The organism is Streptomyces sp. NPDC046465 (assembly GCF_040646035.1).
GTDB lineage: Bacteria > Actinomycetota > Actinomycetes > Streptomycetales > Streptomycetaceae > Streptomyces.
Window position 1 is genome coordinate 91,125 of record NZ_JBEYZK010000011.1, and the last position, 25,198, is coordinate 116,322.

The 25,198-nt window shown below is 72.5% G+C and carries 21 protein-coding genes; 9 read left to right on the forward strand and 12 right to left on the reverse strand.

The window, feature by feature from the left end:
* Positions 1-42 precede the first annotated feature (42 nt).
* Together ABZ953_RS18660 and ABZ953_RS18665 are read left to right on the forward strand one after the other, a co-directional pair.
* On the forward strand, positions 43-627 hold the full coding sequence (locus ABZ953_RS18660) for a DUF2975 domain-containing protein (protein ID WP_361724607.1): 585 nt from the start codon (positions 43-45) through the stop codon (positions 625-627).
* Positions 627-860, forward strand: coding sequence for a helix-turn-helix transcriptional regulator (locus ABZ953_RS18665; RefSeq protein ID WP_361724610.1), 234 nt, complete (start codon positions 627-629; stop codon positions 858-860). The genes ABZ953_RS18660 and ABZ953_RS18665 overlap by 1 nt, the downstream gene beginning before the upstream one ends.
* Here ABZ953_RS18665 and ABZ953_RS18670 read toward each other — a convergent pair.
* Positions 832-3,105 carry an MMPL family transporter gene (locus ABZ953_RS18670; protein WP_361724613.1) on the reverse strand — a complete coding sequence of 758 codons (2,274 nt, stop codon included), beginning with the start codon at positions 3,103-3,105 and terminating at the stop codon, positions 832-834. The two genes, ABZ953_RS18665 and ABZ953_RS18670, sit on opposite strands and share 29 nt — an antisense overlap.
* Positions 3,106-3,417: 312 nt before the next feature.
* Here ABZ953_RS18670 and ABZ953_RS18675 point away from each other — a divergent pair, with 312 nt between their 5' ends.
* Complete coding sequence (locus ABZ953_RS18675) at positions 3,418-4,626, forward strand: sensor histidine kinase (protein WP_361724616.1); 1,209 nt, start codon at positions 3,418-3,420, stop codon at positions 4,624-4,626.
* A complete protein-coding gene (locus ABZ953_RS18680) occupies positions 4,623-5,357 on the forward strand; it encodes a response regulator transcription factor (RefSeq protein ID WP_361724619.1) in 735 nt (244 codons plus the stop codon). Before ABZ953_RS18675 ends, ABZ953_RS18680 begins: the two co-directional genes overlap by 4 nt.
* A 7-nt stretch (positions 5,358-5,364) precedes the next feature.
* Here the strand turns inward: ABZ953_RS18680 and ABZ953_RS18685 are convergent, their stop codons facing one another.
* The gene (locus tag ABZ953_RS18685) at positions 5,365-6,597 is read right to left on the reverse strand and encodes an FAD-dependent monooxygenase (RefSeq protein ID WP_361724622.1); all 1,233 of its coding nucleotides are present in this window, start codon (positions 6,595-6,597) and stop codon (positions 5,365-5,367) included.
* Positions 6,598-6,692: 95 nt separating this feature from the next.
* Here ABZ953_RS18685 and ABZ953_RS18690 point away from each other — a divergent pair, with 95 nt between their 5' ends.
* The gene (locus ABZ953_RS18690) at positions 6,693-7,349 is read left to right on the forward strand and encodes a TetR-like C-terminal domain-containing protein (RefSeq protein WP_361724625.1); all 657 of its coding nucleotides are present in this window, start codon (positions 6,693-6,695) and stop codon (positions 7,347-7,349) included.
* Here the strand turns inward: ABZ953_RS18690 and ABZ953_RS18695 are convergent.
* Genes ABZ953_RS18695 through ABZ953_RS18705 form a run of 3 tightly spaced genes read right to left on the reverse strand, consistent with a single transcriptional unit; the run spans position 7,279 to position 10,321 of the window.
* Positions 7,279-8,574, reverse strand: a complete 1,296-nt coding sequence (locus tag ABZ953_RS18695) for a sugar ABC transporter substrate-binding protein (protein ID WP_361724628.1) — start codon at positions 8,572-8,574, stop codon at positions 7,279-7,281. The genes ABZ953_RS18690 and ABZ953_RS18695 overlap by 71 nt on opposite strands.
* The gene (locus tag ABZ953_RS18700) at positions 8,571-9,404 is read right to left on the reverse strand and encodes a carbohydrate ABC transporter permease (protein ID WP_361725077.1); all 834 of its coding nucleotides are present in this window, start codon (positions 9,402-9,404) and stop codon (positions 8,571-8,573) included. Before ABZ953_RS18700 ends, ABZ953_RS18695 begins: the two co-directional genes overlap by 4 nt.
* Positions 9,404-10,321, reverse strand: coding sequence for a sugar ABC transporter permease (locus tag ABZ953_RS18705; RefSeq protein ID WP_361725080.1), 918 nt, complete (start codon positions 10,319-10,321; stop codon positions 9,404-9,406). Before ABZ953_RS18705 ends, ABZ953_RS18700 begins: the two co-directional genes overlap by 1 nt.
* Before the next feature lie 153 nt (positions 10,322-10,474).
* Between ABZ953_RS18705 and ABZ953_RS18710 the strand changes: the two genes are divergently transcribed.
* Complete coding sequence (locus ABZ953_RS18710) at positions 10,475-11,338, forward strand: aminoglycoside phosphotransferase family protein (RefSeq protein ID WP_361725083.1); 864 nt, start codon at positions 10,475-10,477, stop codon at positions 11,336-11,338.
* Between the two features lie 31 nt (positions 11,339-11,369).
* Here the strand turns inward: ABZ953_RS18710 and ABZ953_RS18715 are convergent, their stop codons facing one another.
* The 4 genes from ABZ953_RS18715 to ABZ953_RS18730 all read right to left on the reverse strand — a co-directional run bounded on the left by ABZ953_RS18715 (position 11,370) and on the right by ABZ953_RS18730 (position 15,743).
* On the reverse strand, positions 11,370-12,074 hold the full coding sequence (locus ABZ953_RS18715; RefSeq protein WP_361724631.1) for a 3'-5' exonuclease: 705 nt from the start codon (positions 12,072-12,074) through the stop codon (positions 11,370-11,372).
* Positions 12,075-12,224: 150 nt separating this feature from the next.
* Positions 12,225-13,466 (reverse strand): SAV2148 family HEPN domain-containing protein, encoded by a 1,242-nt coding sequence (locus tag ABZ953_RS18720; protein ID WP_361724634.1) that lies wholly within the window; start codon positions 13,464-13,466, stop codon positions 12,225-12,227.
* 101 nt (positions 13,467-13,567) lie between these two features.
* On the reverse strand, positions 13,568-14,887 hold the full coding sequence (locus tag ABZ953_RS18725; protein ID WP_361724637.1) for a copper amine oxidase: 1,320 nt from the start codon (positions 14,885-14,887) through the stop codon (positions 13,568-13,570).
* Between the two features lie 64 nt (positions 14,888-14,951).
* Positions 14,952-15,743 (reverse strand): Tat pathway signal sequence domain protein, encoded by a 792-nt coding sequence (locus tag ABZ953_RS18730; protein WP_361724640.1) that lies wholly within the window; start codon positions 15,741-15,743, stop codon positions 14,952-14,954.
* Between the two features lie 158 nt (positions 15,744-15,901).
* On the opposite strand from ABZ953_RS18730, the gene glgX reads away from it, so the two are divergent.
* A complete protein-coding gene (gene glgX / locus ABZ953_RS18735) occupies positions 15,902-18,010 on the forward strand; it encodes a glycogen debranching protein GlgX (protein WP_361724643.1) in 2,109 nt (702 codons plus the stop codon).
* On the opposite strand, the gene ABZ953_RS18740 is transcribed toward glgX, so the two are convergent.
* Entirely contained in the window at positions 17,985-19,259 is a 1,275-nt protein-coding gene (locus ABZ953_RS18740; protein WP_361724646.1) for an MFS transporter, read from the reverse strand. The genes glgX and ABZ953_RS18740 overlap by 26 nt on opposite strands.
* Before the next feature lie 90 nt (positions 19,260-19,349).
* Here ABZ953_RS18740 and treY point away from each other — a divergent pair, with 90 nt between their 5' ends.
* Complete coding sequence (treY, locus tag ABZ953_RS18745) at positions 19,350-21,881, forward strand: malto-oligosyltrehalose synthase (protein ID WP_361725086.1); 2,532 nt, start codon at positions 19,350-19,352, stop codon at positions 21,879-21,881.
* Here treY and ABZ953_RS18750 read toward each other — a convergent pair.
* On the reverse strand, positions 21,817-23,160 hold the full coding sequence (locus tag ABZ953_RS18750) for a cytochrome P450 (RefSeq protein ID WP_361724649.1): 1,344 nt from the start codon (positions 23,158-23,160) through the stop codon (positions 21,817-21,819). The genes treY and ABZ953_RS18750 overlap by 65 nt on opposite strands.
* Before the next feature lie 116 nt (positions 23,161-23,276).
* Between ABZ953_RS18750 and ABZ953_RS18755 the strand changes: the two genes are divergently transcribed.
* Positions 23,277-24,569 (forward strand): M14 family zinc carboxypeptidase, encoded by a 1,293-nt coding sequence (locus tag ABZ953_RS18755; protein ID WP_361725089.1) that lies wholly within the window; start codon positions 23,277-23,279, stop codon positions 24,567-24,569.
* A 9-nt stretch (positions 24,570-24,578) separates the two neighbouring features.
* On the opposite strand, the gene ABZ953_RS18760 is transcribed toward ABZ953_RS18755, so the two are convergent.
* A complete protein-coding gene (locus ABZ953_RS18760; RefSeq protein ID WP_361724652.1) occupies positions 24,579-25,130 on the reverse strand; it encodes a DUF1707 and FHA domain-containing protein in 552 nt (183 codons plus the stop codon).
* Positions 25,131-25,198 lie beyond the last annotated feature (68 nt).

The window sequence follows — 25,198 nt, forward strand, 5'->3', positions numbered from 1 at the left end:
CCTCTACCTTGGGCATATCGAAAAACGATAGGGAGGGACACGATGAACACGCGGTTCACGAGGATTCTGGCCTCGGTGACCTTTGCGCTGGCGATCCTCAGCGGGCTCGCCTTCGCGGGCAAGGCGGTCACGCACATGCTCGACGACGGTGCGGTCTGCGTGGAGACGAGCTTCTGGCAGAACGCCTCACTGGCGGACCCTCTGCCCGTCGTCCACGGCGTGGAGGCGTCCGGCAGTGCCGAGCGGCTCTGTCAGAAGAGCCCCTCCACCGGGCAGCGCGCCGCCGATCTCGGCGGGCAACTGCCCTGGCTGCTCTTCGGCGCCCTCGCGCTGCTGCTCTTCTCCCGGCTGCTGGACTGCGTTCTGCTGCGCGGGCCGTTCACGGACGCGGTGGCGCAACGGCTCACCAGGCTCGGCTGGTTCGTCACCCTCGGCGTGCCGCTGGCCGGTCTCGTCGTCGGCTGGTCCCACGCCTGGCTCGTCAGCAGCATGGCGCCGATCGTGGGCGCGGGGCCGACGGTCTCCGGATCGATGGGGCTCGTCCTCGCCGGCCTCGCCGCGGTGATCATGGGTAAGGTCATGCGCGAGGGTGTTCGGATGCGAGAGGACCTCGAAGGGACCATCTGATGGCCGAAGAGGAGCCCCACTCCATCCGGATCCACCTGGACAGGGTGCTCGCCGAGCGCGGCATGACACTGACCGAGCTCTCCGCACAGGTGGGCATCACCGTCGTCAACCTTTCCGTGCTCAAGAACGGGCGGGCCAAAGCCATCCGCTTCTCGACCCTGTCGAGGATCTGCGAGGTCCTGCGCTGCCAGCCGGGAGACCTCATCACCCACGACCCCGCTGGTCCGACCTGAGCAGGGCGGGGTCCAACTCGTGGCCCCAGCGGGCCGGTTCCGGCCCTGCGGCGGGGGCCTGGAACGGCTCCCGCTGCGCGTGGCGGCGGCCCGGTGTCCGGCCCGATGTCCGGCCCGATGTCCGGTCCGGCCTGCGCGGCCACCACAGTCCGCGGCCGAGGATCGCGGCCAGCGCGGGCACCAGGACGAGGGAGAGCACCAGCGAGGAGAGCAGGATACCCAGGCCGGTGGCGAAGCCGATCTCCTGCGTGGCGGGGCTCGCGGCCAGACTGGCGAAGGACCCCGCGAGCACGATGCCGGCCGTGGCGATGGCGGGCGCGGTGTGCCGCACCGCCTCGGCCACCGCGCGCCGGGCCGTCACCGGCTTCGCCATCTCCTCCCTGATCCGGTCGGTGATCAGGATGTTGTAGTCGGTGCCGAGGGCGACGACGAAGAGGAACAGCACCAGCGGCAGGGTGAAGGAGACCCCCGGGCGGTCCATGCCGTGCTGGAAGACCAGGGTGCTCGCGCCGAGGGTGCCAAGGAACCCGAGCCCCACGGCGATCATCAGGACCACCGGTGCGAGCAGGGAGCGCAGCAGCAGGAAGAGGATCACCGCGATCAGCAGCGCCGCGACCGGGAAGACCAGGCGCAGATCCTTCTCCACGGCCGTCGAGATGTCGGCGAAGACCGCCGCCGTTCCCGTGACATGGGCCTCGGTGCCCTTCGGAGTGGTCCGCGCCGCCGTCTCCCTGACGGGGCCCGAGACCAGGTCCCGCGCCTTCTGCGTGGCGGACTCGACGCTCAGGAACAGATCGACGCGCGCGGCGGTCCTGTCCTTGCTGAGCACCGGCCTGCCCACCTGCCCGACGCCCTCCGTCCTGCCGAGTTCCCGGGTCATCCCGGTGAGCGAACCCGCCTTGATCTCACCGCCGTCGGTGCTCCGCACGTACACGCTGTGCGGGTCGGAGACGCCCGCGGGCAGGCTGCGGGAGATCTGCTCGGCCGTCCTGACCGCCGCGGTCTCGTGCAGTCCCTGCTGGTCGTAGCTCATCTTCATGCCGAGCGCGCCCGCGCCCAGCGCGCCGAGTAGCACCAGGCTGCCGAGGGCGTACCGCAGCGGCCTGCTGCTCACCGCGTGGCCAAGCCGCGCGGCGAGGCCGCCGGTGCGCTCCTTCTTCCACGCGCGGGCGGGCCAGAACATGCCGCGGCCGAACACGGCGAGGAGGGCGGGCATCAGCGTGAGGCTGGCGAGGAGCATCACGAGCACCGCGACCGCGATGGCGGGGCCGAGCACCCGGAACTGTCCGAAGCTCGCGAGGCCCAGGGTCGCGAAGGCCGCCACGATCGTCAGCGCGGCGGACGTGATCGCGCCGCCCACCCGCCCGGTCGTCTCGGCCGCCGCCGTCCTGGCGTCCTGGCCGGGGTGGTTCCGCAGCTGCTCGCGGAACCGGAACATCAGGAAGAGGAAGTAGTCGATGCCTATGCCGAGGAGTACGACACCGATCAGTGAGGGGGTGGACGGGTCGAGGTCGATGCCCGCGAGCTTCGCGGCGCCGACCACCGCGCCCGACGCGACACCGCCGATCAGCGCCACCGCGATCAGCGGCACGAGGGCGGCCGCCAGACTGCGGAACACAGCCACGTTCAGCAGGACGATGAGGCCCATCGTCAGACTGGAGACGACCTTCCCCGTGGTCGCCTCGGCGTCCGTGTCGTCCACGGTGGAGGCGATGCCGCCGGTGAATCCGACGCGCAGACCGCCGTCCGCGAACTTCTCCTGCGCGCTGTGGCGGAACTTCTTGTAGACGTCCTGCAGACCGGTGTCCTGGGGATTGCCGTCGAGCGACACCGTCAGGAGCCGGAAGCTCTTGTCCGGGGCCACCGCCCCCGGCGACACCCGCGGGGTCTGGGAGTGGTCCTTCCGCAGCGGCTCGGGCTTCGCCGCGACGATCCGCGCCCGGCCGAGGCCCGCCGCGGTGCCGTCGATCCGCCGCTGGTCGCCCGCGGTGAGCTTCCCGCCGTCGTCCCTGGCGACGAGCACGGTCAGGGCGTTGGGGTCGGGCCTGGTGCCGAACTTCTCCTCCGCCGTGCGCAGCGCCACGGCCGAGTCGTACTTCTTGGGCAGGAAGTCCCCGGCCTGGGAGTCGGTGACGTCGAACATCATCGCCTGCCCCACGAAGGACAGCGCCGCCCCGAGGATGGTCCAGACGACGACCGTCATCCATCGATGTCGGGTGGAGAACGAGGTCAGCTTGCGAATCATGATGTCTTTTCCCTGCGGTTTCGGGCGATGGACGAGCGATGGACGAGCGATGGAACCGGCGATGGAACGGCGGCCCACGAGGGACTCCCGGGGCTCCCAACAGGCCATCACGCCGGGCCCCTTGAGAACGTCGGCCGCCGGAAGGGGACGCGGCCGGGACCCGGGTCCGGTGCGGCGCCGCGCCCAGTACTCCAGTACTGGGCGGGAGAACCGCCCACGCGCCGATCCGGGCGCCCGATGACCGGGATGTAATGGAGCGCAGAGACCGGGACGCCAGGGCCCGGCCGACCGGCTCGACTTGGAGGCGCGCGGATGCGCCGCGACTTCTTCCCGCCCGCGCCGCCCACGGGCGGGCCGCGGCCGACGTGGGGCGACGCACTGCTCGCCCTCGTCGTGACGGGGCTCGACATCCTCGCCTACCTCGCCCCCGGCGACGAGGGCATGCCCGGGACGCGCTTCACCGTGCTCGGTGTGCTGCTCGTCGTCGCCGCCGCGCCCCCGTTGCTCTTCCGGCGCCACCACCCCCTGCCGGTGCTCGGCGTGGTCCTGGCCGTGCAGTGCGCCGTCAACCTCGGGCTCGCCGTCGACCCGGGCACCCCCATGACGAACAGCTACGGCGGCGCCGTCACCGTGGCGCTCTACACCGTGGCCAGATACTGCGGGTCGCGCACCCTGGCGCTCGCCTTCCTCGCCGCCCTGCCCGTCCAGCTCCTACGGGGCGTCCTCGGCGACCTCGCGGTCGCGAACATGGCCGTCGACGTACTGGTCACCCCTGCCCTCGTCATCGGCGCGGGCCTGGGCGTGCGGCAGTGGAAATGGCAGCTCGACATCAACCGCAGGCTCCTCGCCGACCGCGCGGTGGGCGAGGAGCGGCGCCGCATCGCGCGCGAGCTCCACGACATCGTGGCCCACCACATCACCACCATGTACCTGATGTCGGGCGGGGCCAGATCGACGCTGGACCGCGATCCCGAGACCGCCCGCGAGGCGCTGGTGACCCTGGAGGAGTCCGGCCGTACGGCGCTGCGCGAGATGCGGCAGCTCCTCGGGGTGCTGCGCAGCACCGACTCGCCCGAGGAGACGCCGTCGGAGCCGCAGCCCGGAGTCGACGGCATCGAGCGGCTCGTCGCCGACGCGAACGTCGCGGGCCTTTCGGCCGAACTCCACGTCACCGGGCAGCCCCGGCCGCTGCCGGAATCGGTCGGTCTCACCCTCTACCGGATCGTCCAGGAGGCGCTGACCAACGCCCGCAAGCACGCTGGTCCGGCCCGCGCCACGGTGCGGCTCTGCTATCTACCGGACCGCGTCACCGTCGAGGTGGCCGACGACGGGGCCGGTGACGGCAGGGCGTCCGGCGGGGCCGTCCGGGGCGGCGGATACGGTCTTCTCGGCATGCGGGAAAGGATCGCTCTGCACGACGGTTCGCTGCGTGTCGGCAGCCGTACGGGAGGCGGGTTCGAGGTGGCCGCGAGCGTGCCGCTGCCCATCGACGCGTACGAGAAGGAAGGCACTGCCCGATGACCTCACCCACCGACCCCGGGACCGAGTCCGATCGCGGGCCCGGCGCCGAGTCCGGCCGGATCACCGTGCTCATCGCCGACGACCAGCCGCTGGTGCGCCGGGGCTTGTCCCTGATCCTGCTCTCGGACCCCGCCATCGAGGTCGTCGGCGAGGTGGGCGACGGCGAGCAGGCCGTCGCTGCCGCCCGCGAACTGCGCCCCGACGTCGTCCTGATGGACATCCGCATGCCGGTGCTCGACGGCGTCGGGGCCACCGGACGCCTGACCGCCGAGCTGCCCGGGTGCCGGGTCCTCGCGCTGAGCACCTTCGACATGGACGAGCACGTGGTCGGCGCGCTGCGGGCGGGCGCGGCGGGTTTCCTGCCCAAGGACGTCTCCCCCGAGGAGCTGGTGGCGGCCCTGCGCACCGTGCACCGCGGCGAGGCCGTCGTGGCCCCGCGCCTCCTCACCCGCCTGCTCGCCACGTTCGTGACACCGGCCCCTGCCGCACACCCGCCGGGCGAGGACCTCTCCGGCCTCACCCCGCGCGAGGTCGAGGTCCTCCGGCTGATCGCCGCGGGGCTCGACAACACCGAGATCGCGCAGCGGATGGAGATCGGCGTCCAGACCGTGAAGAACCACGCCACCGGCATCTTCGCCAAGCTCGGTGTGCGCGACCGCGCGCAGGCGGTGATCGTGGCGTACGAGTCGGGCCTTGTGCGGGCGGGCCGGGGCAACGGCGCCCGGAGCTGAGGGGCTGTCAGGTAGCCGGGCTCGTCCGGGGCCGGCCCGCGGGGGCGCTGGTGCGGCCGTGCTCGGAGTCGGCGAAGACCTTGCGGACGAGGGGGCGCGCGGCCTTCGACTGGAGTGCGCGCATCGCCAGCGCGTTGATCCGGATTCCCAGCGCGGACTTGGGGGCCATGGACGTGACCCGGCCGGGCAGGAGTTGCTGCGCCGATGCGGCCCTGGGCCGCATGGCCCGCTCGAAGGCGGTCAGCGCGGCGGGCGTCCGGGAGGTGTCGCCGGGCGCGCCCGCGGCGCGCAGCGCGCCCGCCAGCTCGGCGGCGCCGCGCAGGGCGAGGGCGGTGCCGAGGCCGCTGAGCGGGCTCGCGCACCACGCGCTGTCGCCGAGCAGGACGATCCGGCCGGTGCTCCAGGACGGCACGTGCATCTGGTCGAAGGTGTCCAGAGCGAAGTCGTCGGCCTGCCGGGCCGCGGCCAGGAATTCGGCGGTGCGCCAGCCGACACCCGCGAACGTCCGCTCCAGCAGGGCGAACTGGGCCTCGCGGTCCTGCCGCGAGGGCAGCGTGTCGGCGGCGAAGGTCAAGCCCACCTCCTGCTGCCCGGGGTGGCCGGGGCGGGCCTCGACGGCGCGGCGGCCTGGCGCGTTGTGGGTCAGGAACCAGCCGTCGATGGACGGCGTCCCGGGCCGCTCGGTGAGGGTGAACCAGGCATGGGCCAGGCCGAGGGGCTTGCGATAGTTCTCCTCCGGTCCGAACCGCAGCGCGCGGACCCGCGAGTGCGCGCCGTCGGCGCCGACCACCAGGTCGAACGTCTCCTCCGCGCCGCTGCGGAAGCGGGCGAGCACTCCTGCCCCGGTGTCGTCCAGCGCCTCCACGGTCTCGCCGAACCGGTGCGTCACGCCCGGCCCGGCCGCCTCGTGAATGATCCGGGCGAGGTCCGTGCGCAGCAACTCCTCACTGGACACATAACCGCGCCCGTCGAACGCCTCCACCGGCATCTCGGCGAGACGCCGCTCCCGCGCGTCGATCCAGGCCGCGCCGCGCTGCGGCACCAGGCAGTCCAGCGCCTGATCGAGCAGTCCGGCGCGATCGAGGACCTCCCGGCTGTCGCCGCGCAGGTCGACGGTCTGGCCGCCGGTGCGCAGGGCGGGCGCGATCTCCGCGACAGTGACCGTCCAGCCGTCCCTCTCCATGAGCAGCGCGAGTGTGTCCCCCGCGATTCCAGCGCCGACGACGAGTACGTGAGCCACGGCATCCTCCGATTCCGACCCTCATGCGAATGTTTCGCATTTAGAGTAGGCCTCCCGAACGCCCTAATGCAAGAGTTTCGCGATAGGGTGGAGTGGTGACGCAAGCATCAGGGACAGCGCGCCCCGGCGGCCGTACCGCCCGCACCCGCGAGGCCGTGCGCGCGGCCACCCGCGAGCTCCTTGCCGAATCGGCCGACGGCACCGTCGACATCACGGAGGTGTCGGCCCGCTCGGGCGTCCACCTCGCCACCGTCTACCGACGCTGGCGCAGCGCCGACGGCCTGATCATCGACGCGGTGGTGGACGAGCTGGGCAGCCGTTCGCCGCTGCCCGCCACCGGCGACCTCCAGGCCGATCTGCACGCCTGGATCACCAACCTGCTCAGCGATCTGACCAGGCCGGGCCATCTGGCCTTCTTCCGGGCCCTGCTCCGGGCCGGCGGCGAGGGGCAGGACACGCGGAGCTTCGCCGAGCCCCGTATCCAGCAGATCCAGGCCACCCTGGACGCTGCCGGTGCCACCGTGCTGACCTGGGTGGACATCTTCGAACTCGTGCTGGCACCGGCCTATGTGCGTGCGCTGCTCACCCTGCCGATGGACCCGGCGACCGAGGCCGCGCGGCTGGTCGACAACGTGCTGGCGGTCCGGGCGGCGCGCGAGCGCACAGCGGCGGGGGCGCCTGCTACCGCTGGTACCGCGCAAGGACGAGATTCCCGTCCTTCACCAGCCGTTTCCTCAGCTCGTCGAGGCTGATCGCCCCGCTGTAGTACTCCTGGAGCGCCGGCGTCGCGACCTTGTCCTTCCACTCCGGGTAGCCCCGCACGGCCTGGGCGGGCGCCGGGCGCAGGCCCTCGGCGAGGGCGGTGCCCGCGGCCCAGTCGTCCTTCTCCGTGTGCAGGGCGGGGTCCTTCAGGGCCTCTTTGCCGGTCGGCAGCATCCAGTCGCCGCGCGCCAGCTTCACCATGTTCTCGGGCTGCAGGAAGAAGTCGATGAAGGCGACGGCCTCCTTCTTGTGCGGGCTGTCCTCGGCGACGGAGAGCGTCTGCGGACTGACACCCTGCGCGCTGCCCTCCTTGCCCGCGGGGGCGGGGAGCACCTGCCAGTCGAAGCCCTTGGGGGCCTGCTGGACGATCTGCTGGCGGTAGGAGAACCCGAGCGGGACCATCGCGTACTTCCCCCCGAAGAAGCCCGGCAGCGTGTCGGAGCCGCCCATGCCAAGGGTGGTGCCCGAGGCGCTCCTGTCGGTGTTGACCTGGTCGTGGACCGTGCGGGGCATGATCTGGTCGGCCGCGTCGAAGCGGACGTCGACCTTGCCGTCCGCCCCCCGGTGGAACATCCGGCCCCCGGTCGAGAGGGACAGGTTGAGCGTCGCGGAGACCGGCTCCTTGAGCGGCCAGGCGACGCCGTACTTGCCGTCCTCGCCGTCGCCCAACTCCTTGGTGATCTCCCGGAACTCCTGCCAGCTCCACGGCTTCTGGGGGGTCGGGATGCGTACGCCCGACTTCTTCAGCCATGTGGAGTTGGCGATCAGGACGCGCGGCTCCTGGAGGAACGGCACTCCGTAGATCCCGTCGTCGAACGTCGCCGCCTGCCAGCTCCGCCCCGGGATGTCGGACGTCAGCCGGTCGGGGAGCAGCTCGCGGAGGTCCGCGAGGTACCCGCCGTACGCGAAGTCGGCGAGGTCGTCCGACGCGTCGTGGATGATGTCCGGCGCCTCGCCGCCCTCGAAGGAGGTGAGCAGCTGGTCGTGGACGCTGTCCCAACTGCCCTGGATGAGCTCGACCTTGACGTCGGGGTGGGTGGCGTTCCACTCCTTGACGAGCGCCTTGTTGGCGTCGACGGACTCCTTCTGCCAGGCGAGGGTCTGAAACTGGAGGGTGATCTTCCCGTCGTCGCCGGAGTCCCCGCCGCAGCCGGTGAGCAGCAGGGCGAGGGTCGCGGTCGCCGCGGTCAGGAGCCGCGGGGCCGTCCGCATCATGCCTTCACCGCCCCGGCCAGCATGCCGCCGGTGATCCGCTTCTGGATGATCGCGAAGATGACCAGCGAGGGGATGGTCGCGAGGAACGCGGCCGCGGCGAGCGGTCCGAGGTCGGCGACGCCCTCCGTGCCGATGAAGCGGTTCAGGATGACCGGCAAGGTCTGCTTCTCCGGGGTCTTGAGCAGGACGAGCGCGAAGAAGAACTCGTTCCACGCGGTGATGAAGGCGAACATCGCGGTGGCGACGATGCCGGGCGCGAGCAGCGGGGCGACGACCGAGACGAACGTCCGCACCCGGCTCGCGCCGTCCACCGCCGCGGCCTCCTCCAGCTCGGTGGGGACCGCGCGGACGTACCCGACGAGCATCCACAGCGCGAACGGCAGGGACCACACCACGTACACCAGGATCAGGCCGAGCAGCGAGTTGATCAGGTGCAGGTTCTTCAGGATCAGGAACAGCGGAATGATGATGAGGACGAACGGGAACGCCTGGCTGATCACCACCCAGCCCGTCGCCGCCTTCGCCAGGCGGTTGCGGTGCCTGGCCATGACGTATGCCATGGGGGTCGCGATGACGACCGCGATCAGGGAGGCGCTGAGCGCCGCGATCAGGGAGTTGCCCGCGGCCCGCAGGAGCGGCTGCTCGTCGAAGGCCTGCCGGAAGTTCTCCAGCGTCGGGTCCTTGGGGATCCAGGTGGGATGCAGGCTGCCCAGTTCGCGGGTGGGCTTGAAGGCCGTGGAGATCAGCCAGAGGAACGGGAAGGCGAGGAAGACGAGATAGGCGGCGAGCGCGGCGTACTGCGCGGCGCGCGCCGACTTCCTGGTACGCATCATGTCTCGTCGTCTCCCTTCAGGCGGCCCACGAGGTAGACGGAGAGGATCACCGAGATCACCGCGACCATGACGCAGCCCATGGCCGCCGCGTATCCGAACTGGCCGTAGCGGAAGGCCTCTTCGTAGGCGAAGAGCATGGGCAGCCGGGTGCGGCCGCCGGGGCCGCCCTGGGTGAGGACGTAGACCAGGGCGAACGAGTTGAAGTTCCAGATGAAGTTGAGCGCCGTGATGGCGAGGGCGACCGGTTTGATCGCGGGCCAGGTGACGGTGCGGAAGCGGCGCCAGGCGCCCGCGCCGTCCATCGCGGCGGCCTCGTGCAGTTCGCGCGGGGTGTTCTGCAGCCCGGCGAGGAGCGCGACGGTGGTCTGCGGCATACCGGCCCACACTCCGACGACGATCACGGCGAAGAGCGCGGTACCGGTGCCGGTCAGCCAGTCCTTGCCGCTGCCGAGGCCGATGTCGGAGAGCGTTTCGTTGAGGATGCCCGCGTCCGGGTGGTAGACGAGCCGCCACATGATGCCGACGACCACCTCGGGCATCGCCCACGGGATGATCGCGAGCGCCCGCGCCAGCCAGCGGAAGCGCAGGTTCTGGTTGAGCAGCAGCGCGAGGCCGAGCGCGAGCAGGAACTGCGGCACGGTGACGCCGAACGCCCAGAGCAGGCCGACCCGGAACGAGTCCCAGAAGAGCGTGTCGTGCCACAGGTCCTGGAAGTTGAGGGTGCCGACCCACTGCGTGGGCCGGGTGCGGCCCGACTGGGAGTCGGTGAAGGCCAGCGCGATGCCGTAGAGGAGCGGGCCGACGCTGAGGACGAGGATCGGGATCAGCGCGGGCAGCACGAGGAACCACGCGCCGTGGTCCGCGACTCCGCGTCCCGGCGTGCCTCTCGCTGACCGCTTGGTGGCGGTCGCCAATGTCACGGAATGGGCTCCTTCGGGCGGCTCGGCCGGTGTTCGGCCGCCCGCGCGGCCTCCGTCATCGTGCTGATGCGGCCTGCATCCGTCAACCGCCAGGCGGTCGATGCGAGACTGTCCGGCGAACAGGGCACGATGTACGGGAGGCACGGGATGGACGAGGCGCGGGCGCGGGACGTACTGGACGCGGCGGATCTGGCGGCCCCCGCGGGTGGGGCCCGGCTGCTCGCCCTCGGTGAGAACGCGGTGTTCGCCGTCGGCGAGCTGGTCGTCAAGGTCGGCCGTGCCGCGCCCGAACTCCTGGCCAGGGCGCGGCGGGAGCTGGCGGTCGCCGGGTGGCTGGAGAAGGCGGAGGTGCCCGCCGTGCGGCCCGCCGAAGCCGAGGCGCGGCTGGTGGACGGGCATCCGGTGACGCTCTGGCACCGGCTCCCGGCGGCCGTGCGACCCGCCGAGCCGCGTGACCTCGCCGCGCTCCTGCGCCGTGTGCACGCCCTGGACTCCCCCTCCTTCGCGCTCCCGCGCCGCGAACTGCTCGGCGGCGTGGAGCGGTGGCTCCGGCTCGCGGGTGACGCGATCGATCCGGCCGACGCGGACTACCTGCGCGAGCGCAGGGACGGTTTCGCGGCGGCCTCGGCCGCGCTGACCCCGCATCTCGCGCCGGGCCCCGTGCACGGCGACGCGCTGCCCCGCAACGTCCTGATCGGCCCCGAAGGACCGGTCCTTGTGGACCTGGAGACCTTCTCCGCGGACCTGCGCGAGCACGATCTGGTCGTCATGGCGCTCTCCCGCGACCGGTACGGGCTCGCTCCGGAGGCGTACGACGGGTTCGTGTCGGTCTACGGGTGGGACGTGCGGGAGTGGGAGGGGTGTGCGGTGCTGCGGGGTGCCCGGGAGACGGCGAGCTGCGCGTGGGTCGCGCAGCACGCGCCCGCCAACCCGAAGGCCCTGGCCGAGTTCCGGCGCCGGGTCTCGTCCCTGCGGGACGGCGACGCGGCCGTCCGCTGGTACCCCTTCTGAGCGCCTGCCGCGCGGTCCTCCCTCCGCCGCGCTACTCCCGCAGCGGCCAGACCCCGTCCACCACCGCCTCCGCGTTCCCCTTCTTCCGCAGGAAGTTCTGGAAGTCCGCCGCCCAGGCCGCATACCACTCGATCTGGCGGCGGTGCAGTTCCGCCGGGCCGAGGGAGGCGACCTTCGGGTGGCGGTCGGCTATCGCTCCGGCGAGGCGGGCCGCCGCCTGGGCGTCGGCCGCGGCGTCGTGGGCGGACTCCAGGACCACGCCGTACTCCGTGCAGACCGCCTCCAGGTTCCGCTTGCCCCTGCGGTAGCGGTCCACGGAGCGGTCGATCGTATACGGATCGATCACCGGGGCGGGCTCGCTGCCGCCGAGACGGCTCCGCAGGGACGGCAGTCCGTGTCTGCGGAGCTCCGCGGCGAGCAGGCTGAGGTCGAAGACCGCGTTGTACGCGACGACCGGGACGCCCGCCTGCCAGTACGAGGTGAGGACGTCCGCGAGGGCGTCCGCGACCTCGGCGGCGGGCCTGCCCTCGGCCGCCGCCCGTTCGTTCGTGACGCCGTGCACGGCGACCGCCTCGGCCGGGATCGGGACCCCCGGGTCCGCCAGCCAGGTGCGGTGGCCCAGCGTCTCGCCGGCCTTGACCTCGATCACCGCGCCGGTGACGATGCGTGCCTCGCTCGGGTCCGTCCCCGTGGTCTCCAGGTCGAAACCGATCAGCAGCTCCCGGTGCCAGCTCATGGCCGCCCCCTTCTTCGTGGTGCTTTCCCCCAGTGGCCACCACGATCGCATGCGCCACTGACAATCCGAGGATCGCATTCCGCTTCGCCCGCCGACGAGGTCATCTCACCGGTCCCGCCGTCACGAGACACGCCGTCACGAGACCGGCCGTCACGAGACCGGCCGCGAGTCGGCCCACGCCACCTCGAACTCCTCGCGGTATGTCACGAAAAGCCCGCCCTCACCCGGATCGCCCGACTTCACCACCCTGCTGCCGCCGCGCAGCACGAGGACCGGCGCCTCCATCCCACGGGTCCCGCGCAGATACGACTGGACGACGGCGATGCCGTCCGCACCGTCCCCGTCGACCAGGTACGCGGTGAAGCGCGGGGTCTCGTCGAAGACCTGGATCTCGAAGGCGGCCGGGTCGCGAAGGCGCGCCCTGACCCGGCGCATGTGCAAGATGTTCATCTCGACGGAACGGCTCAACTCGCCCTTCTTCAGGCCCAGTTCACGCTCCCGCCGCTTGACCGCACTGCTCGCCGGGTTGATGAAGAGCAGCCGCACCCGACAGCCGGACTCCGCGAGCCGGACGAGACGGCGCCCGGAGAAGTTCTGCACGAGGAGGTTGAGGCCTATGCCGATCGCGTCGAGGCGGCGGGCGCCGCCGAAGATGTCCTCGGCGGGGAACTGCCGCAGGAGCCTGACCCGGTCGGAGTGGACGCCGACGACGTCCGCGTACCGGTCACCGACCAGGTCCTCGACCGCGTCGACCGGAAGGCGCCGCGCGGAGGGCGTGTCGGTGCCGGCGCCGAGCATGTCCAGGAGCCTGGCCGAGGCCCGCTCCGCCTGGGCGAGGACCGTCTCCGAAAGGGCGCGGTTGCGGGAGACGACGTTCCGGGTGACCTCCAGCTCGTCCAGGGCCAGCTCGACGTCGCGCCGGTCGTCCAGGTACGGCTCGAAGCACGGCCAGTGCTGCACCATGAGCTCGCGCAGCTGCGGCAGCGTGAGGAAGCTGAGGACGTTGTCGTCGGCCGGGTCGAGCAGATAGCCCTTGCGGCGGCTCACCTCGCGTACGGCGACGGCCCGCTGGACCCACTCCTGCCCCGCGGGGCCCGCCGCGGCCACGACCCAGTCGTCCGCGTGGACCGGTTCGTAGACGGGACGCAGAACAGCGGCCACGACCGCGCGCAGCCGCTGCTCCACCAGATTCAGCCAGACGTAGGCCCGCCCCGCACGCTGTGCGCGCGTACGGACCTCGCGCCAGGCGTCGGCGTCCCAGTCCAGTTCCGGTCCGATCTGAGATCCCATCTCCATCGGCCGCGCCAGAGACACCGCTCCAGGGGGTACGTCCGCGGAGCTCCCCTCGTGACCCTCGTCACCAGGGGGCAGCTCCCGACCACCCGAGCTCACCCGCGCACCGCCTTCCGCCCCCGAACACTCCCCCAGTCAAAGATCAAGGAAGGGTACTCCGGGAGCGGCCGACGGTGCAGCCCGATGGGCAGGGTGGATTCTCAACCACCCGTCGGCGGCTGGCCGTTCTGGTTCGCCAGGTCCTGCGGAGTGAGCGGGCTCATAGCCGTGACGTCGCGCGCGGCCAGCGAGAAGCCCTGCCAGTGGACCGGCATCGGCTGCTGGTCCTCGTCACGCGCGATGTGGTGGAAGCCGATGTGCACCCACGTGACGGGGTGGTCCATGGCCTGGCCGTTCACCCACTTGTCGACGCTGGTCGGTGTTCCGTTGGGGCAGCCGGGGTTGTTGCTCGCGTACTGCTCGCACGCCTTGTACTGGGTGAAGTACACGTCGTGCTTGGTGAATTCCCGGCCGGCGTGCTTGTTGCTGGGCCCCGGCACGATCTCGTACGACCTCGGGTGGCCGTCCTTGTTCTTGCCGGTGTTGCTGACCACGCGCCACCAGCGCATGTCCTTGTGGTCGCCCGTGAGCTCCTTGGTGACCTTGGTGCGGGTGGTCTTCGTGGTGGGGCTGCCCTGGCCGGTGGGCGGGGTGACCTTGGAGTCGTACTGCTCGACCTTGGCCTTCGGGGAGCCGTCCAGGCCGAAGTTGAGCCGCCAGAAGACGTTGTGGGCGTGGCTCTCGGCCTTGGCCTGGTCGCCCTTGCCGATGGGCCAGCCGCGGCTGTCGCCGCCGTCGTAGTCGTACGGCGAGAGGCTGCCGGTCGCTCCGACGTTGGACGTGATGGTGCCGTCCGAGGAGAACCGCCACTCGGTGATGTACTCGTACCAGGAGGCCTTGTTCACGGTGTAGACGAGCAGGTCCTTGGCCTGGCCCGTGTAGAGCTTGCCGTTGCCGCCGGTGCTCTGGTCGTCGTTCAGGCGGTACGCGTGCCCACGCGCGCGCGTGGTGGCGCACAGGCCCTTCACGTCGCCCCGGTGCGGGACCTTGACGGTCTTGATGGTGCCGCCGGGACACTCGCCCGGGTTGAGGTTCTGCAGGGCCTGGCCGAAGTCGGTGCCGGTGACGTCGTCGTACTCGGCCTGGCCGTCGTCGTAGGGGACGTGCACCTGGGCGAGGCGTGCGCTGGTCAGCACGGGGATCGGCTTCGGCTCACCCTTCGGCTGGTAGCTGATCTTGTCGAGGATCAGGCCGGAGAGCGTGTTGTAGTGCCAGCACATGCGCCAGGTCGTGCCGCCGTCGACGGTCTGCTCGATCTTGTAGGCGTCACTGCAGTCGGCCGCCGCGGCCGGAGCGGCGGGCGGTGCCTCGGGAGCGGCGGAGGCGGGTGCGGCGACGGATATGGCGCCGCCGAGGAGCGCGGAGACCGCGAGGGCCATGGTGACCCGTTTGCGGGCGCGCGAAACTCTGTTGACGTGCATTGCGGAGTGGACTCCCTCGTACGAGGAGAAGCGGGCGTGGTGGTGTCGTGCGCGGGCGGCCGGATCAGCCGAGACGGCCCACGGTGCGGGTGCTCAGGTCGACGACGAGGGACCGGGTGTCGATCCACGGACCGTTCTTGACCTTGGTGACGACCTGCAGACACCGGTGCTTGCCGCACTCGGTGAGGTCGGACGGCACGCGCTCCACGGTCTCCTTGCGGAACACCATGCCGCTCAGCTGCAGCTGTCCCGGGCCGGCCAGCGCCTTGCCCGTGGCGTGCTCGAAGTCCTTCTTCAGGCCCTTGCCGAGCGGGTCGGCGATCAGCAGCCTGGCGCCCTCGACGAGCTCCTCCTGGCTGGGCGGCGGCTGCACGTTCTGCGTGGTGGTCGTGTTGTCCACCGTGCCGGTCCGCACATCGACCGTCTTGGTGATGACGGCGTCCTTCTTGTAGTCGTAGTAGACGACTTCGGCGCGCCGCGGCGGGGCCGCGCCGCTGTCGCTCGGCTCCGGCTCGCTGAGGTTCGTGGACAGCAGCTGCGGGCCGCGGTCCCCCTCGACGTCCCGTGCGCTGGAGCGCAGCCGGCCCGAAAGCGAGGCCTTCTCCGCGCGCTCCATCTCCTCGTCGGTCAGCGGATCGCTGCCTATGCCCTTCGCGCCCTGCGCGGGCGCGGCCTCCACGACGCCGTCCTTCGCGATGGCGTCCTGCTCCGCCGCGGCCGCGTTGGCCTGGCGGTCCCCCGAGCCGCCCGCCTCCGACCCCGGCAGATTGACGCCCACCAGCACAGCGGTCGCGGCCGCCAAGACCGCCGCGCCCGCCACCACCTTCCCGAGGTGGCGTCTGACTGTTTCTCGCACTTACTCCCCCTACTCCCCTGGCGCCCCATGAGGGGGCATGCCGAGTATGTGGTCGGACGGTTAGACGGGTTCAACTCCGGGGTGGTTGCCCCACTTTCGGGCAGACTCTGGCCAAAGTGGCCCCATTTCGAGGGGGCGTTAGTGGAAGAGTCGTATACATGCAGGTCTGGCCTGGGCAGGCGTATCCCTTAGGTGCCACGTACGACGGAGCCGGCACGAATTTCGCGGTCTTCTCCGAGACCGCAGAGCGCGTGGAGCTGTGTCTGCTGCACGACGACGGCTCGGAGACAGCCATCGAGCTGCGCGAGTCCGACGCGTTCGTGCGGCACGCGTATCTGCCCGGCGTCATGCCGGGACAGCGCTACGGCTTCCGGGCGCACGGCCCCTACGCACCGGAGCAGGGGCACCGCTGCAACTCCGCGAAGCTGCTGCTCGATCCGTACGCGCGCGCGGTGAGCGGGCGCATCGACTGGGGCGAGGAGGTGTACGGCTACCACTTCGACGAGCCCGGGACGCGCAACGACCTGGACTCGGCGCCGCAGATGATGACCTCGGTGGTGGTCAATCCGTACTTCGACTGGGGCGACGACCGCCCGCCGCGCACGCCGTACCACCAGACGGTGATCTACGAGGCCCACGTGAAGGGCCTGACCATGCTCCACCCGGACCTCCCCGACGAACTCCGCGGCTCGTACGCGGCGCTGGGGCACCCGGCGGTCATCGAGCACCTCACCGGGCTCGGCGTGACGGCGCTTGAGCTGATGCCGGTCCACCAGTTCGTGAACGACCACCGCCTGGTGGACATGGGCCTCAACAACTACTGGGGCTACAACACCATCGGCTTCTTCGCCCCGCACAACGCGTACGCCTCCTGGGGCGACCGCGGCGAGCAGGTCCTGGAGTTCAAACAGGCGGTGAAGGCGCTGCACGAGGCGGACATCGAGGTGATCCTCGACGTCGTCTACAACCACACCGCCGAGGGCAACCACCTGGGCCCGACGCTCTCCTACAAGGGCCTCGACAACGCCTCGTACTACCGCCTCATGGACGATCCCCGCTACTACATGGACACCACGGGGACCGGCAATTCCCTGCTGATGCGCTCTCCGCACGTCCTGCAGATGATCATGGATTCGCTGCGGCACTGGGTCACGGACATGCGCGTGGACGGGTTCCGCTTCGACCTCGCGGCAACGCTCGCGCGCCAGTTCCACGAGGTGGACCGGCTCTCGTCGTTCTTCGACCTCGTGCAGCAGGACCCGGTGGTCAGCCAGGTGAAGCTGATCGCCGAGCCCTGGGACGTCGGCGAGGGCGGCTATCAGGTCGGCAACTTCCCGCCGCTGTGGACCGAGTGGAACGGCATGTACCGCGACACGGTGCGCGATCTGTGGCGGGGCGAACCGCGCACCCTCGCGGAGTTCGCGTCCCGGCTCACCGGCTCCTCCGACCTCTACCAGGACGACGGCCGGCGCCCGCTGGCGTCGATCAACTTCACCACCTGCCACGACGGGTTCACGCTGCACGACCTCGTCTCGTACAACGAGAAGCGCAACGAGGCCAACGGCGAGGGCAACCAGGACGGCGAGAGCCACAACCGCTCCTGGAACTGCGGCGCCGAGGGCGAGACGGACGACGAGGAGGTCCTCGCGCTGCGGGCCCGGCAGATGCGGAACTTCATCGCCACGCTCATGCTCTCCCAGGGCGTGCCGATGCTCAGCCACGGCGACGAGTTCGCGCGCACGCAGGGCGGCAACAACAACGCGTACTGCCAGGACAATGAACTGGCGTGGGTGCGCTGGCCCGACGGCGAGAACTCGCTCCTCGCCTTCACCCAGGCCATGGCGATGCTCCGGCGCGACCACCCGGTCTTCCGCAGGCGCCGGTTCTTCCACGGCCGTCCGGTGCAGGGCACGCGCGACGAACTGTCCGACATCGCGTGGTTCACGCCCGAGGGCGAGGAGATGGAGCAGCGCGACTGGGACGCCTCGCACGCACGGGCGATGAGTGTGTTCATGAACGGCAACGCCATCTCGGAGCCGGACCCGCGCGGGGAGCGCGTCTCCGACGACTCGTTCCTGCTGATGTTCAACGCGTCGCCGGAACCCACGGAGTTCGTGGTGCCGGTCAACCACGGGCGGCAGTGGCAGATCGTGATCGACACGGCGCTCGATGACGGGGTGCCGTCGGACGCCGGGCCGAAGGTGCGGGCCGGTGACCGCCTCACGCTGACGGACCGGAGTCTCACGGTGCTGCAGCGTCCGGCGTGACCACGGCGCGGGGCGGCTGAGCGGCGGCTCCCCGGCGGGACCGGCGGGGCGGTTCGTGGCGGGCGATCAGGGCGATCACGAACGCCACCGCCGCGGCCGCGCTGCCGAGGGCGAACGCCGCCCCCGCGCCGTGGGCCTCCGCGAGCCGCCCGGCCACCGCGAGCGTCACCGCCTGACCGCCGACGAAGGCGCTCGCAGCGAAGGTCATGCCCTCGGCGAGCCGCTCCGGCGGCACGCCACGCTCGGTCAGCGCGAAGCCCGTGATGAGGTTCGGGGCGTAGATCGCGCCGAAGAAAGTGACCACTACGTAGAGCCCCGCCAGGCTGTCGGTCCACACCAGGGGCAGGGAGAGCAGCGCCGCGGCGGCCGTCGCCACGCGCCAGCGCGCGAGCAGCCCGAAGCACTCGGGCACCGCGGCCATGGAGAGCCCGACCACAGCGCTCATGACGCCCATCGCCGCGTACACGAGCCCGGCCTGCCCCGGCTCCCCCAACTCCTCGGTGAGCGCCGTGATCCCCGCCCCGCAGGCGCCGAGCAGCACCCCGAGGAAGAGCAGCCCGGCCCGCACCACGTACACCGAGCGCGGCAGCCGCGGACGCGCGCCCCGCGCGCGCGTGGGCCCCTCGACGGCCGCCCTGGGGGTCCGGCCCGTCGGGTGCAGCGCGAAGGCCGTGCCGCAGACGGCGACCAGGAGCGCCGCCGCCCCGAAGGCGTACGCGGGATGGCCCGCCACGGACGCGAGCCCCACCAGGGCGGGGCCGAGCACGAAGGACAGCTCGTCCATCGTGCTCTCCAGGGAGAGCACCGTTCCGGCGAGCCGGTCGTCGCCGCCCCCGGCGCGCACCAGCGGGACCACGCGGGCCCGGGCGAGCGGGCCGATCCCGGGAATCGTGGCGCCCGCGATGATGCCCAGGGCGACGAGGGCGGGCGTCGGCAGCTCGGCGACGGCGCCCAGCGTGTAGGCCGCGATCGCCACGGCGTTGCCGAGCGAGAAGGCGAGCACCACGGGGCGCTGGCCCCGCCGGTCCGCGAGGCGGCCGACGAACGGCCCGAGAGTGACCTGGCCGAGCGCGAGCGCGCAGGCGACGATGCCGCCGGTGGCCAGCGACCCGCTGGTCTCGGTCACAAGCAGCACACTGCCGAACTGGATCATGGCCACGGGCAGCCTGCCGAAGAACGAGAGCACGGGCAGCAGGGCCCCTGTCATCCGGAGCACCGTGCGGTACGCGTCCCGCGTGTTCTGAGCCATCGTCCGACGCTAACGACGCGGTCCCGCGGACACGCATGAGTCGATGACACGAAAGCCGCCGAGACGGGTACGTACGTTCACATGACGCGCATGACGCCGGATCGTCCCGGGCCCGCGGTCCCGCCGCCGCCCACCGCCACCTACCGGCTCCAGCTGCAGCCGGACTTCCCCTTCGCGGCCGCCGAGGCGGCCGTCCCGTATCTGGCCTCGCTCGGCGTCTCGCATCTGCACCTGTCGCCGGTGCTGGAGGCCGTCCCCGGGTCGACGCACGGCTACGACGTGGTGGACCACGCGCGCGTGCGGGAGGAACTGGGCGGTGAGGGCGGGCTGCGGGCCCTGTCCCGCACCGCCCGCGCGGCCGGGCTCGGCCTGGTCGTGGACATCGTGCCGAACCACATGGCGGCGGTGCCGCGCCACAACCGCGCGCTGTGGGAGGTGCTGCGCGAGGGTCCCGCGTCGCCGTACGCGCGCTGGTTCGACATCGACTGGGAGGCGGGTGACGGGCGCGTCCTGCTGCCCTTCCTGGGGGGCCGCGTCGGGGACGAGCTCGGCCACCTCCGGGTCGACGGGGACACGCTCCGCTACCACGAACACGCGTTCCCCCTCCGCGAGGGCACCGCGACGCTGCCGCTCCCGGAGCTCCTCGACGCGCAGTGGTACCGCCCTGCCTGGTGGCGGCTCGCCCGCACGGAGCTCAACTACCGGCGCTTCTTCACCATCTCGGACCTCATCGGAGTGCGCGTCGAGGACCCGGAGGTCTTCGACGCGACGCACGGGACGATCCTGCGGCTGCTCCACGAGGACGTCATCGAGGGCCTGCGGATCGACCACCCCGACGGCCTCGCGGACCCGGGCGCGTACCTCCAGCGGCTGCACGAGGCGACCGGCGGACGCTGGACCGTGGTGGAGAAGATCCTCGCCGACGGCGAACGCCTGCCCGCCGCCTGGCCGGTGGCCGGGACCACCGGCTACGACGCGCTGCGCCACATCGACGGCATCTTCACCGACCCGGCGGGCGCCGGTGAACTGCTCGGCCAGTACCGGCGCTTCGCCGCGCCGCCCGCGGACCGGGGCGGCGACTGGGACGCGACGGTGCGCCGCGCCGCGTACAAGGTCGTCACGCACGAACTGGCCGCCGAGGTCGACCGCCTCACCCGGGTCGCCGCCGCGGTCTGCGCGGCCGAGCCCGCCCTGCGCGACCACGCGCCGTGGACGCTGCGCACCGCACTCAGGGAACTGCTCGTACGACTTCCCGTCTACCGGCCCTACGTCTCCGGAGGCGACGCCCCCGAGACGGTCCTCACCACCCGCGCGGCGGACGAGGCCAGGGCCGCCTTCACAGTGCCCGAGGAGGCCGCTGCGGTCGACGTCGTACGGGACTTGGCACTGGGACGGCTGCGCGCCTCCCGGGCCCTCGGGGCTCCCGGGGCCCGGGAGGCGATGGCGGAGTTCCGCGCGCGGTTCGCGCAGACGTCGTCCGCGCTGCGCGCCAAGGCCGTCGAGGACACCGCGTTCTACCGGCACGCACCGCTCCTGTCGGCGGCGGAGGTGGGCGGCGCGCCCGAACGTCCTGCGGTGACCGTCGAGGAATTCCACGCGTACGGCGCGCGCGTGCAGCGCGACTGGCCGTACTCGGGAACGGTCCTGACGACCCACGACACCAAGCGCAGCGCCGACGTACGGGCGGGCATCTCCGTCCTGACGCAGTGCCCCGGCCGGTGGGCCGACCTCCTCGTCGAGCTGACCGAGCAGACCACGCGCGTGGGCTCCGCCTGCGCGCCCGACCCCCAACTGGCCTGGGCCGCCTGGCAGACGTCGGTCGGCTTCGGTTTCCCCTACGACACGCGGCTGCGCAACGCACTCCTGAAGCACGTCCGCGAGGCGGGCCTGCACACCAGCTGGACCGAGCCGGACGAGGCGTACGAGAAGGCCGTGGAGGCGTTCGTGGAGGCGGGGCCGAGCGGGCCGCCGCTGTACGCGGTGGCGTCCTTCGCGCAGGGCCTCGACGCCCATGTGCGGGCCATCGTCCTCGGGGCGGCGCTCGTGCACCTGACGATGCCCGGCGTGCCCGATGTGTACCAGGGCACGGAGAGCGAGTACCGCGCGCTGGTCGACCCGGACAACCGGCGCCCCGCGCGCTTCCCGCCGCACGTCCTCGAACGGCTCGACGCCCGCTCCGGGCGCGCGGGTCTCACGGCCCTCGCGGACCTCTCGGAGCAGAAGCTGGTGCTCACCGCGGCGGCGCTGCGGCTCCGGCGGCGGCGGCCGGAGCTGTTCGGGGGTGCCGCGACGTACGAGCCGCTGGCCGCCGAGGGGCCGGGCGCGGCGCACTGCGTGGCGTTCGCCCGCTCCGGAGAGGTCGTGGTGGCGGCGACACGGCTCTCCCTGCGCCTCGCGGACGCGGGCGGCTGGCGGGGGACGGGCCTCGCGCTCCCGCCGGGCCGGTGGTCCGACCTGCTCGCTCCGGAGCGTGAGTTCGAGGGGCACGCGCGCGTGGCGGAGCTTTTCGCCACGTCACCGGTAGCGCTCCTGGAACGCGTCCCCGAGGGCGAGCCGCTCAGCCGGGACGGACGAGCAGAGACCGCGGACCCCGGGTCAGCAGCCCCTGGGGAGCCGGTCTGAAACCCGGCGCCCAGCGCATCCCCGGCATGGCGTCGAGCAGGGCGTGCAGCCCGTACGCGGCGACGCGCCCCGCGAGCTCGGCGCCGAGGCAGGAGTGCCGTCCCGCGCCGAACGCGAGGCCGCCCTGGTCCGTGCGGAGGATGTCGTAGCGGTCGGGGTCGGCGAACCGCGCGGGGTCGCGGCCCGCCGCACCGACCAGGCAGGCCACGACCGCCCCGGCGGGCAGCGGGGCGCCCGCGACGACGACGGGGCGGATCGCGCGGCGCAGCACGACGGGGGCGGGCGGGTCGCGGCGCAGGGACTCCGCCCAGGCCGCCGGGGTCAGCTCCGGCCGCTCACGGACCAGCGCGAGGGTGTCGGGGTGGTCGAGGAGGTTGGCGAGGAACGAGCCGAGCGCGAGGGCGGTGGCGTCGCCCCCACCGCCGAGCAGGGCGCCCACGAGTCCGGTCACGGTGGAGTCGGACAGCGGCCGTTCGTCGACCTCGGCGGTGCACAGCACGGAGAGCAGGTCGTCCCCGGGACGCTCCCGCCGCCGCGCCAGGTGGGGGCGCAGACAGGCGTCCAGGTCGTGGTGGTGGCCCCCGAGGTGGGTGAGGCCGCCGTAGCACCACGCGTGGACGCGTGCGGCGTCTTCGTGGGGCAGGCCGAGGGCGCTGACGACCGCGGCGGTCGGCAGCCACCGGCAGAACTCGGCGACGAGGTCGGCCTCGCGGTGGGCGGCGATGCGGCGGGCGAGGACGTGGGCGCCGCGCGAGACCCCGCCGGCCAGCGCGGCCAGCGCCCGCCCGCGCACCCCGGGCTCGACGAGGGCGCGGTGCGCGAGGTGTGTGGCGCCCTCCAGATGCACCAGGGTCCGCCCCGGCGGCGGAGCGACGAGCCACGGCCGCACGAGGGCCCGCCACACGTCTTCGTAACGGCTCACGGCCCAGGCCCCGAGAAGCTCGTCGCGCGCCAGGGGATGGCTCTCGCGCAACAGCCGGAAGACGGGGTACGGGTCCCTCGCGACACCGGGTGAGAGGAGGCTCGGTGGGCGTGCCCCCGGGGGTGCGGCGAGTGCGGGCGGCGCGGGCCGGGCGCCGGGAGCCGGGGGTGCGGTGGGTCCGCCGGTCGTGCGGGCCGGTGCGCCCAGGGAGGGGGGAGGGCCCGGGGCGTGCTCCGAGAGGGGCTCGCAGGAGGGTTCGGCGGCCGGTATCGGGCCGTCGGGCGGGACGGGTGGGCAGCGCACCGCGGGCTCCGACCTGTGCGTCGGCGCGGCGAACGGCCGCGCGGGTGTGTTCAAGGGGACCACCGGGCGGCGCGCGCCGCAGGCTCCGTACGGCCGTACGGGTGACCTCGCGCGGGGCGCCGCCCCCCGTAGGTGTTCTTGACACCTCTTCCGGCGCGTGGGGTACTGCGATTGCCTCAGTGGTGGACCGGACGGGGGGCCGACTGACGGTGCATCACTATCCCAGTGTTCCTGAACTCGTCGTTGCCGCAGGCCGGTTGGCGGCCCATCGCACCGAACTGAGCCTGCTGCGCGAGGTCGGCACGTCGCGCGCGGGGCGGCCGTTGCACCTGCTCTCCGTGGGGGATGCCGCCCGCGCGGTGCTCGTCGTCGCGGGCGCGCACGCCAACGAGCCGACCGGCGGTTCCACGCTCCTGCACCTCGCCGAACGGACCCTGCGCGACCCGCGCCTGCGCGCCGACACGTCCTGGCACTTCCTGCTCTGCGCGGACCCGGACGGCGCGAGCCTGCACCGCACGCCCGCCCCCCGCTCGCTCCTGGACTACCACCGGAACTTCTTCCGCCCCGCGGGACCCGAGCAGCCCGAGTGGTCACCCTCCGTACTGCCGCCCGACCGGCTGCCGCCCGAGACGCGCGCCCTGACCGCCGTCATCGACGAACTGCGGCCCTACTTGCAGGTGTCGCTGCACTGCACCGATCTGGGCGGCAGCTGGGTGCAGCTCACGAAGGACATCCCCGGCCTCGCGGAGCCGTTCGCGAAGTCGGCGGCGAAGTTGCACATACCGGTGGAGACGGGGGCGTCGGACGCCGCGGGCTGGTGGGTCTCCGGGCCCGGCGTCCACGTGCTGCCGGGCCCCGGCGCGGCAGCGGCGTACCCGAGCCTGCCCGAGGACGCCCGGCTCACCACCTGGCACCGCACCCACCGCTACGGCGGGCGTACCGCGATCGTCGAGGTGCCGATGTGGGCGAGCGACCTGGTCGACGACGCGGCGGCGCACCCGGCGCCGGTGCGGGCGATGCGGGCGCTCGCGCGGCGGCTGCGGCGGGACGCGCTGCTCGTGGAGGAGATCCTTGGCGAGGCGCTGCCGCGGCTGCCCGGCGCCGAGGGGCCGCTGCTGCGCGCGGCGCGCTGGGCGCTGGCCCTGGTGCCCGGTCTCGCCGACGACTGGCGTCGGCTGCCGCCCGCGGGGACCTCCATGGCGTACATCGGGAGCGTCGACGCCTTCGGCAGGCGGCTGCCGCTGAGGGCGGCTGCGATGCTGCTGCGGGTGCTCGACGAGGCGGGCGACCGGGCGGCGCCGCGCCTGGAGCGCCTTGTGACGCAGTGGAGCGAGGCGTTCGCCGAGCGGTTCAGGGCCCGGTGGGTGCCGCTGGAGCACCAGGTGGAGCACCAGTCGCGCACGACGGTCGCGGCCGCCTGGCACGCGCGCGCGGTGCTCGACCGGGACCGCACGCACGGGTGAGCGCGCGCGTCAGCTCGTGGCGAGGCGGAAGGCCATCCGGCCGAAGCTCACCAGGTCGCCGTCCTGGACGAGGGCGGCGCCGGTCACTCTGCGGCCGTTGACGGAGGTTCCGTTGGTGGAGCCGAGGTCGCGCAGCACCCACATGCCGCCCTGGCGCCGCAGTTCGGCATGGACCCGGGAGACCGTGTCGTGGCTGAGCCGCAGGCCGTTGGCGGGGTCGCGGCCTATCCGCAGCGGGTGGACGCTGTCGGGCGAGGGCAGCAGCAGCTTCGGCAGCCGCTCGGCCTGCCAGGCCCTGCGCAGCTTCATCGTGAACCCGGAGACCGCGCCGACGCCGCCGAGCACCCTGCGCGTCCAGCGTCCCTCGGTCCGCAGGTCGGCGGTGAGCACGGCCAGTTCGTCGGGCCTGCGGGCGGACAGGACGAGCTCCATGCGCCGCACGAAGGTGTCGTGGGACAGCCTGCCGGCGGCCGCACCCTCCCTGAGTGCGTCCAGCGCCCGGTCGCGCTCGGCGTCCGTCACCCGCGCGGGGTACGTGGAGAACTCGAAAGACGATGTCACCAGGGAATTGTCGGGCAACCGCGCCCCGGGTGTCCAGAACGCCGGGAAAGGCGGCCGATCGACTGCTT

What these genes read in the sequence shown, in the direction of transcription:
- ABZ953_RS18660 (WP_361724607.1), top strand. Translation starts at nt 43, where the DNA reads ATGAACACGCGGTTCACGAGGATTCTGGCCTCGGTGACCTTTGCGCTG.
- ABZ953_RS18665 (WP_361724610.1), top strand. Translation starts at nt 627, where the DNA reads ATGGCCGAAGAGGAGCCCCACTCCATCCGGATCCACCTGGACAGGGTG.
- ABZ953_RS18670 (WP_361724613.1), bottom strand. Translation starts at nt 3,105, where the DNA reads ATGATTCGCAAGCTGACCTCGTTCTCCACCCGACATCGATGGATGACG.
- ABZ953_RS18675 (WP_361724616.1), top strand. Translation starts at nt 3,418, where the DNA reads ATGCGCCGCGACTTCTTCCCGCCCGCGCCGCCCACGGGCGGGCCGCGG.
- ABZ953_RS18680 (WP_361724619.1), top strand. Translation starts at nt 4,623, where the DNA reads ATGACCTCACCCACCGACCCCGGGACCGAGTCCGATCGCGGGCCCGGC.
- ABZ953_RS18695 (WP_361724628.1), bottom strand. Translation starts at nt 8,574, where the DNA reads ATGATGCGGACGGCCCCGCGGCTCCTGACCGCGGCGACCGCGACCCTC.
- ABZ953_RS18700 (WP_361725077.1), bottom strand. Translation starts at nt 9,404, where the DNA reads ATGCGTACCAGGAAGTCGGCGCGCGCCGCGCAGTACGCCGCGCTCGCC.
- ABZ953_RS18710 (WP_361725083.1), top strand. Translation starts at nt 10,475, where the DNA reads ATGGACGAGGCGCGGGCGCGGGACGTACTGGACGCGGCGGATCTGGCG.
- ABZ953_RS18715 (WP_361724631.1), bottom strand. Translation starts at nt 12,074, where the DNA reads ATGAGCTGGCACCGGGAGCTGCTGATCGGTTTCGACCTGGAGACCACG.
- ABZ953_RS18725 (WP_361724637.1), bottom strand. Translation starts at nt 14,887, where the DNA reads ATGCACGTCAACAGAGTTTCGCGCGCCCGCAAACGGGTCACCATGGCC.
- glgX (WP_361724643.1), top strand. Translation starts at nt 15,902, where the DNA reads ATGCAGGTCTGGCCTGGGCAGGCGTATCCCTTAGGTGCCACGTACGAC.
- ABZ953_RS18740 (WP_361724646.1), bottom strand. Translation starts at nt 19,259, where the DNA reads ATGGCTCAGAACACGCGGGACGCGTACCGCACGGTGCTCCGGATGACA.
- treY (WP_361725086.1), top strand. Translation starts at nt 19,350, where the DNA reads ATGACGCCGGATCGTCCCGGGCCCGCGGTCCCGCCGCCGCCCACCGCC.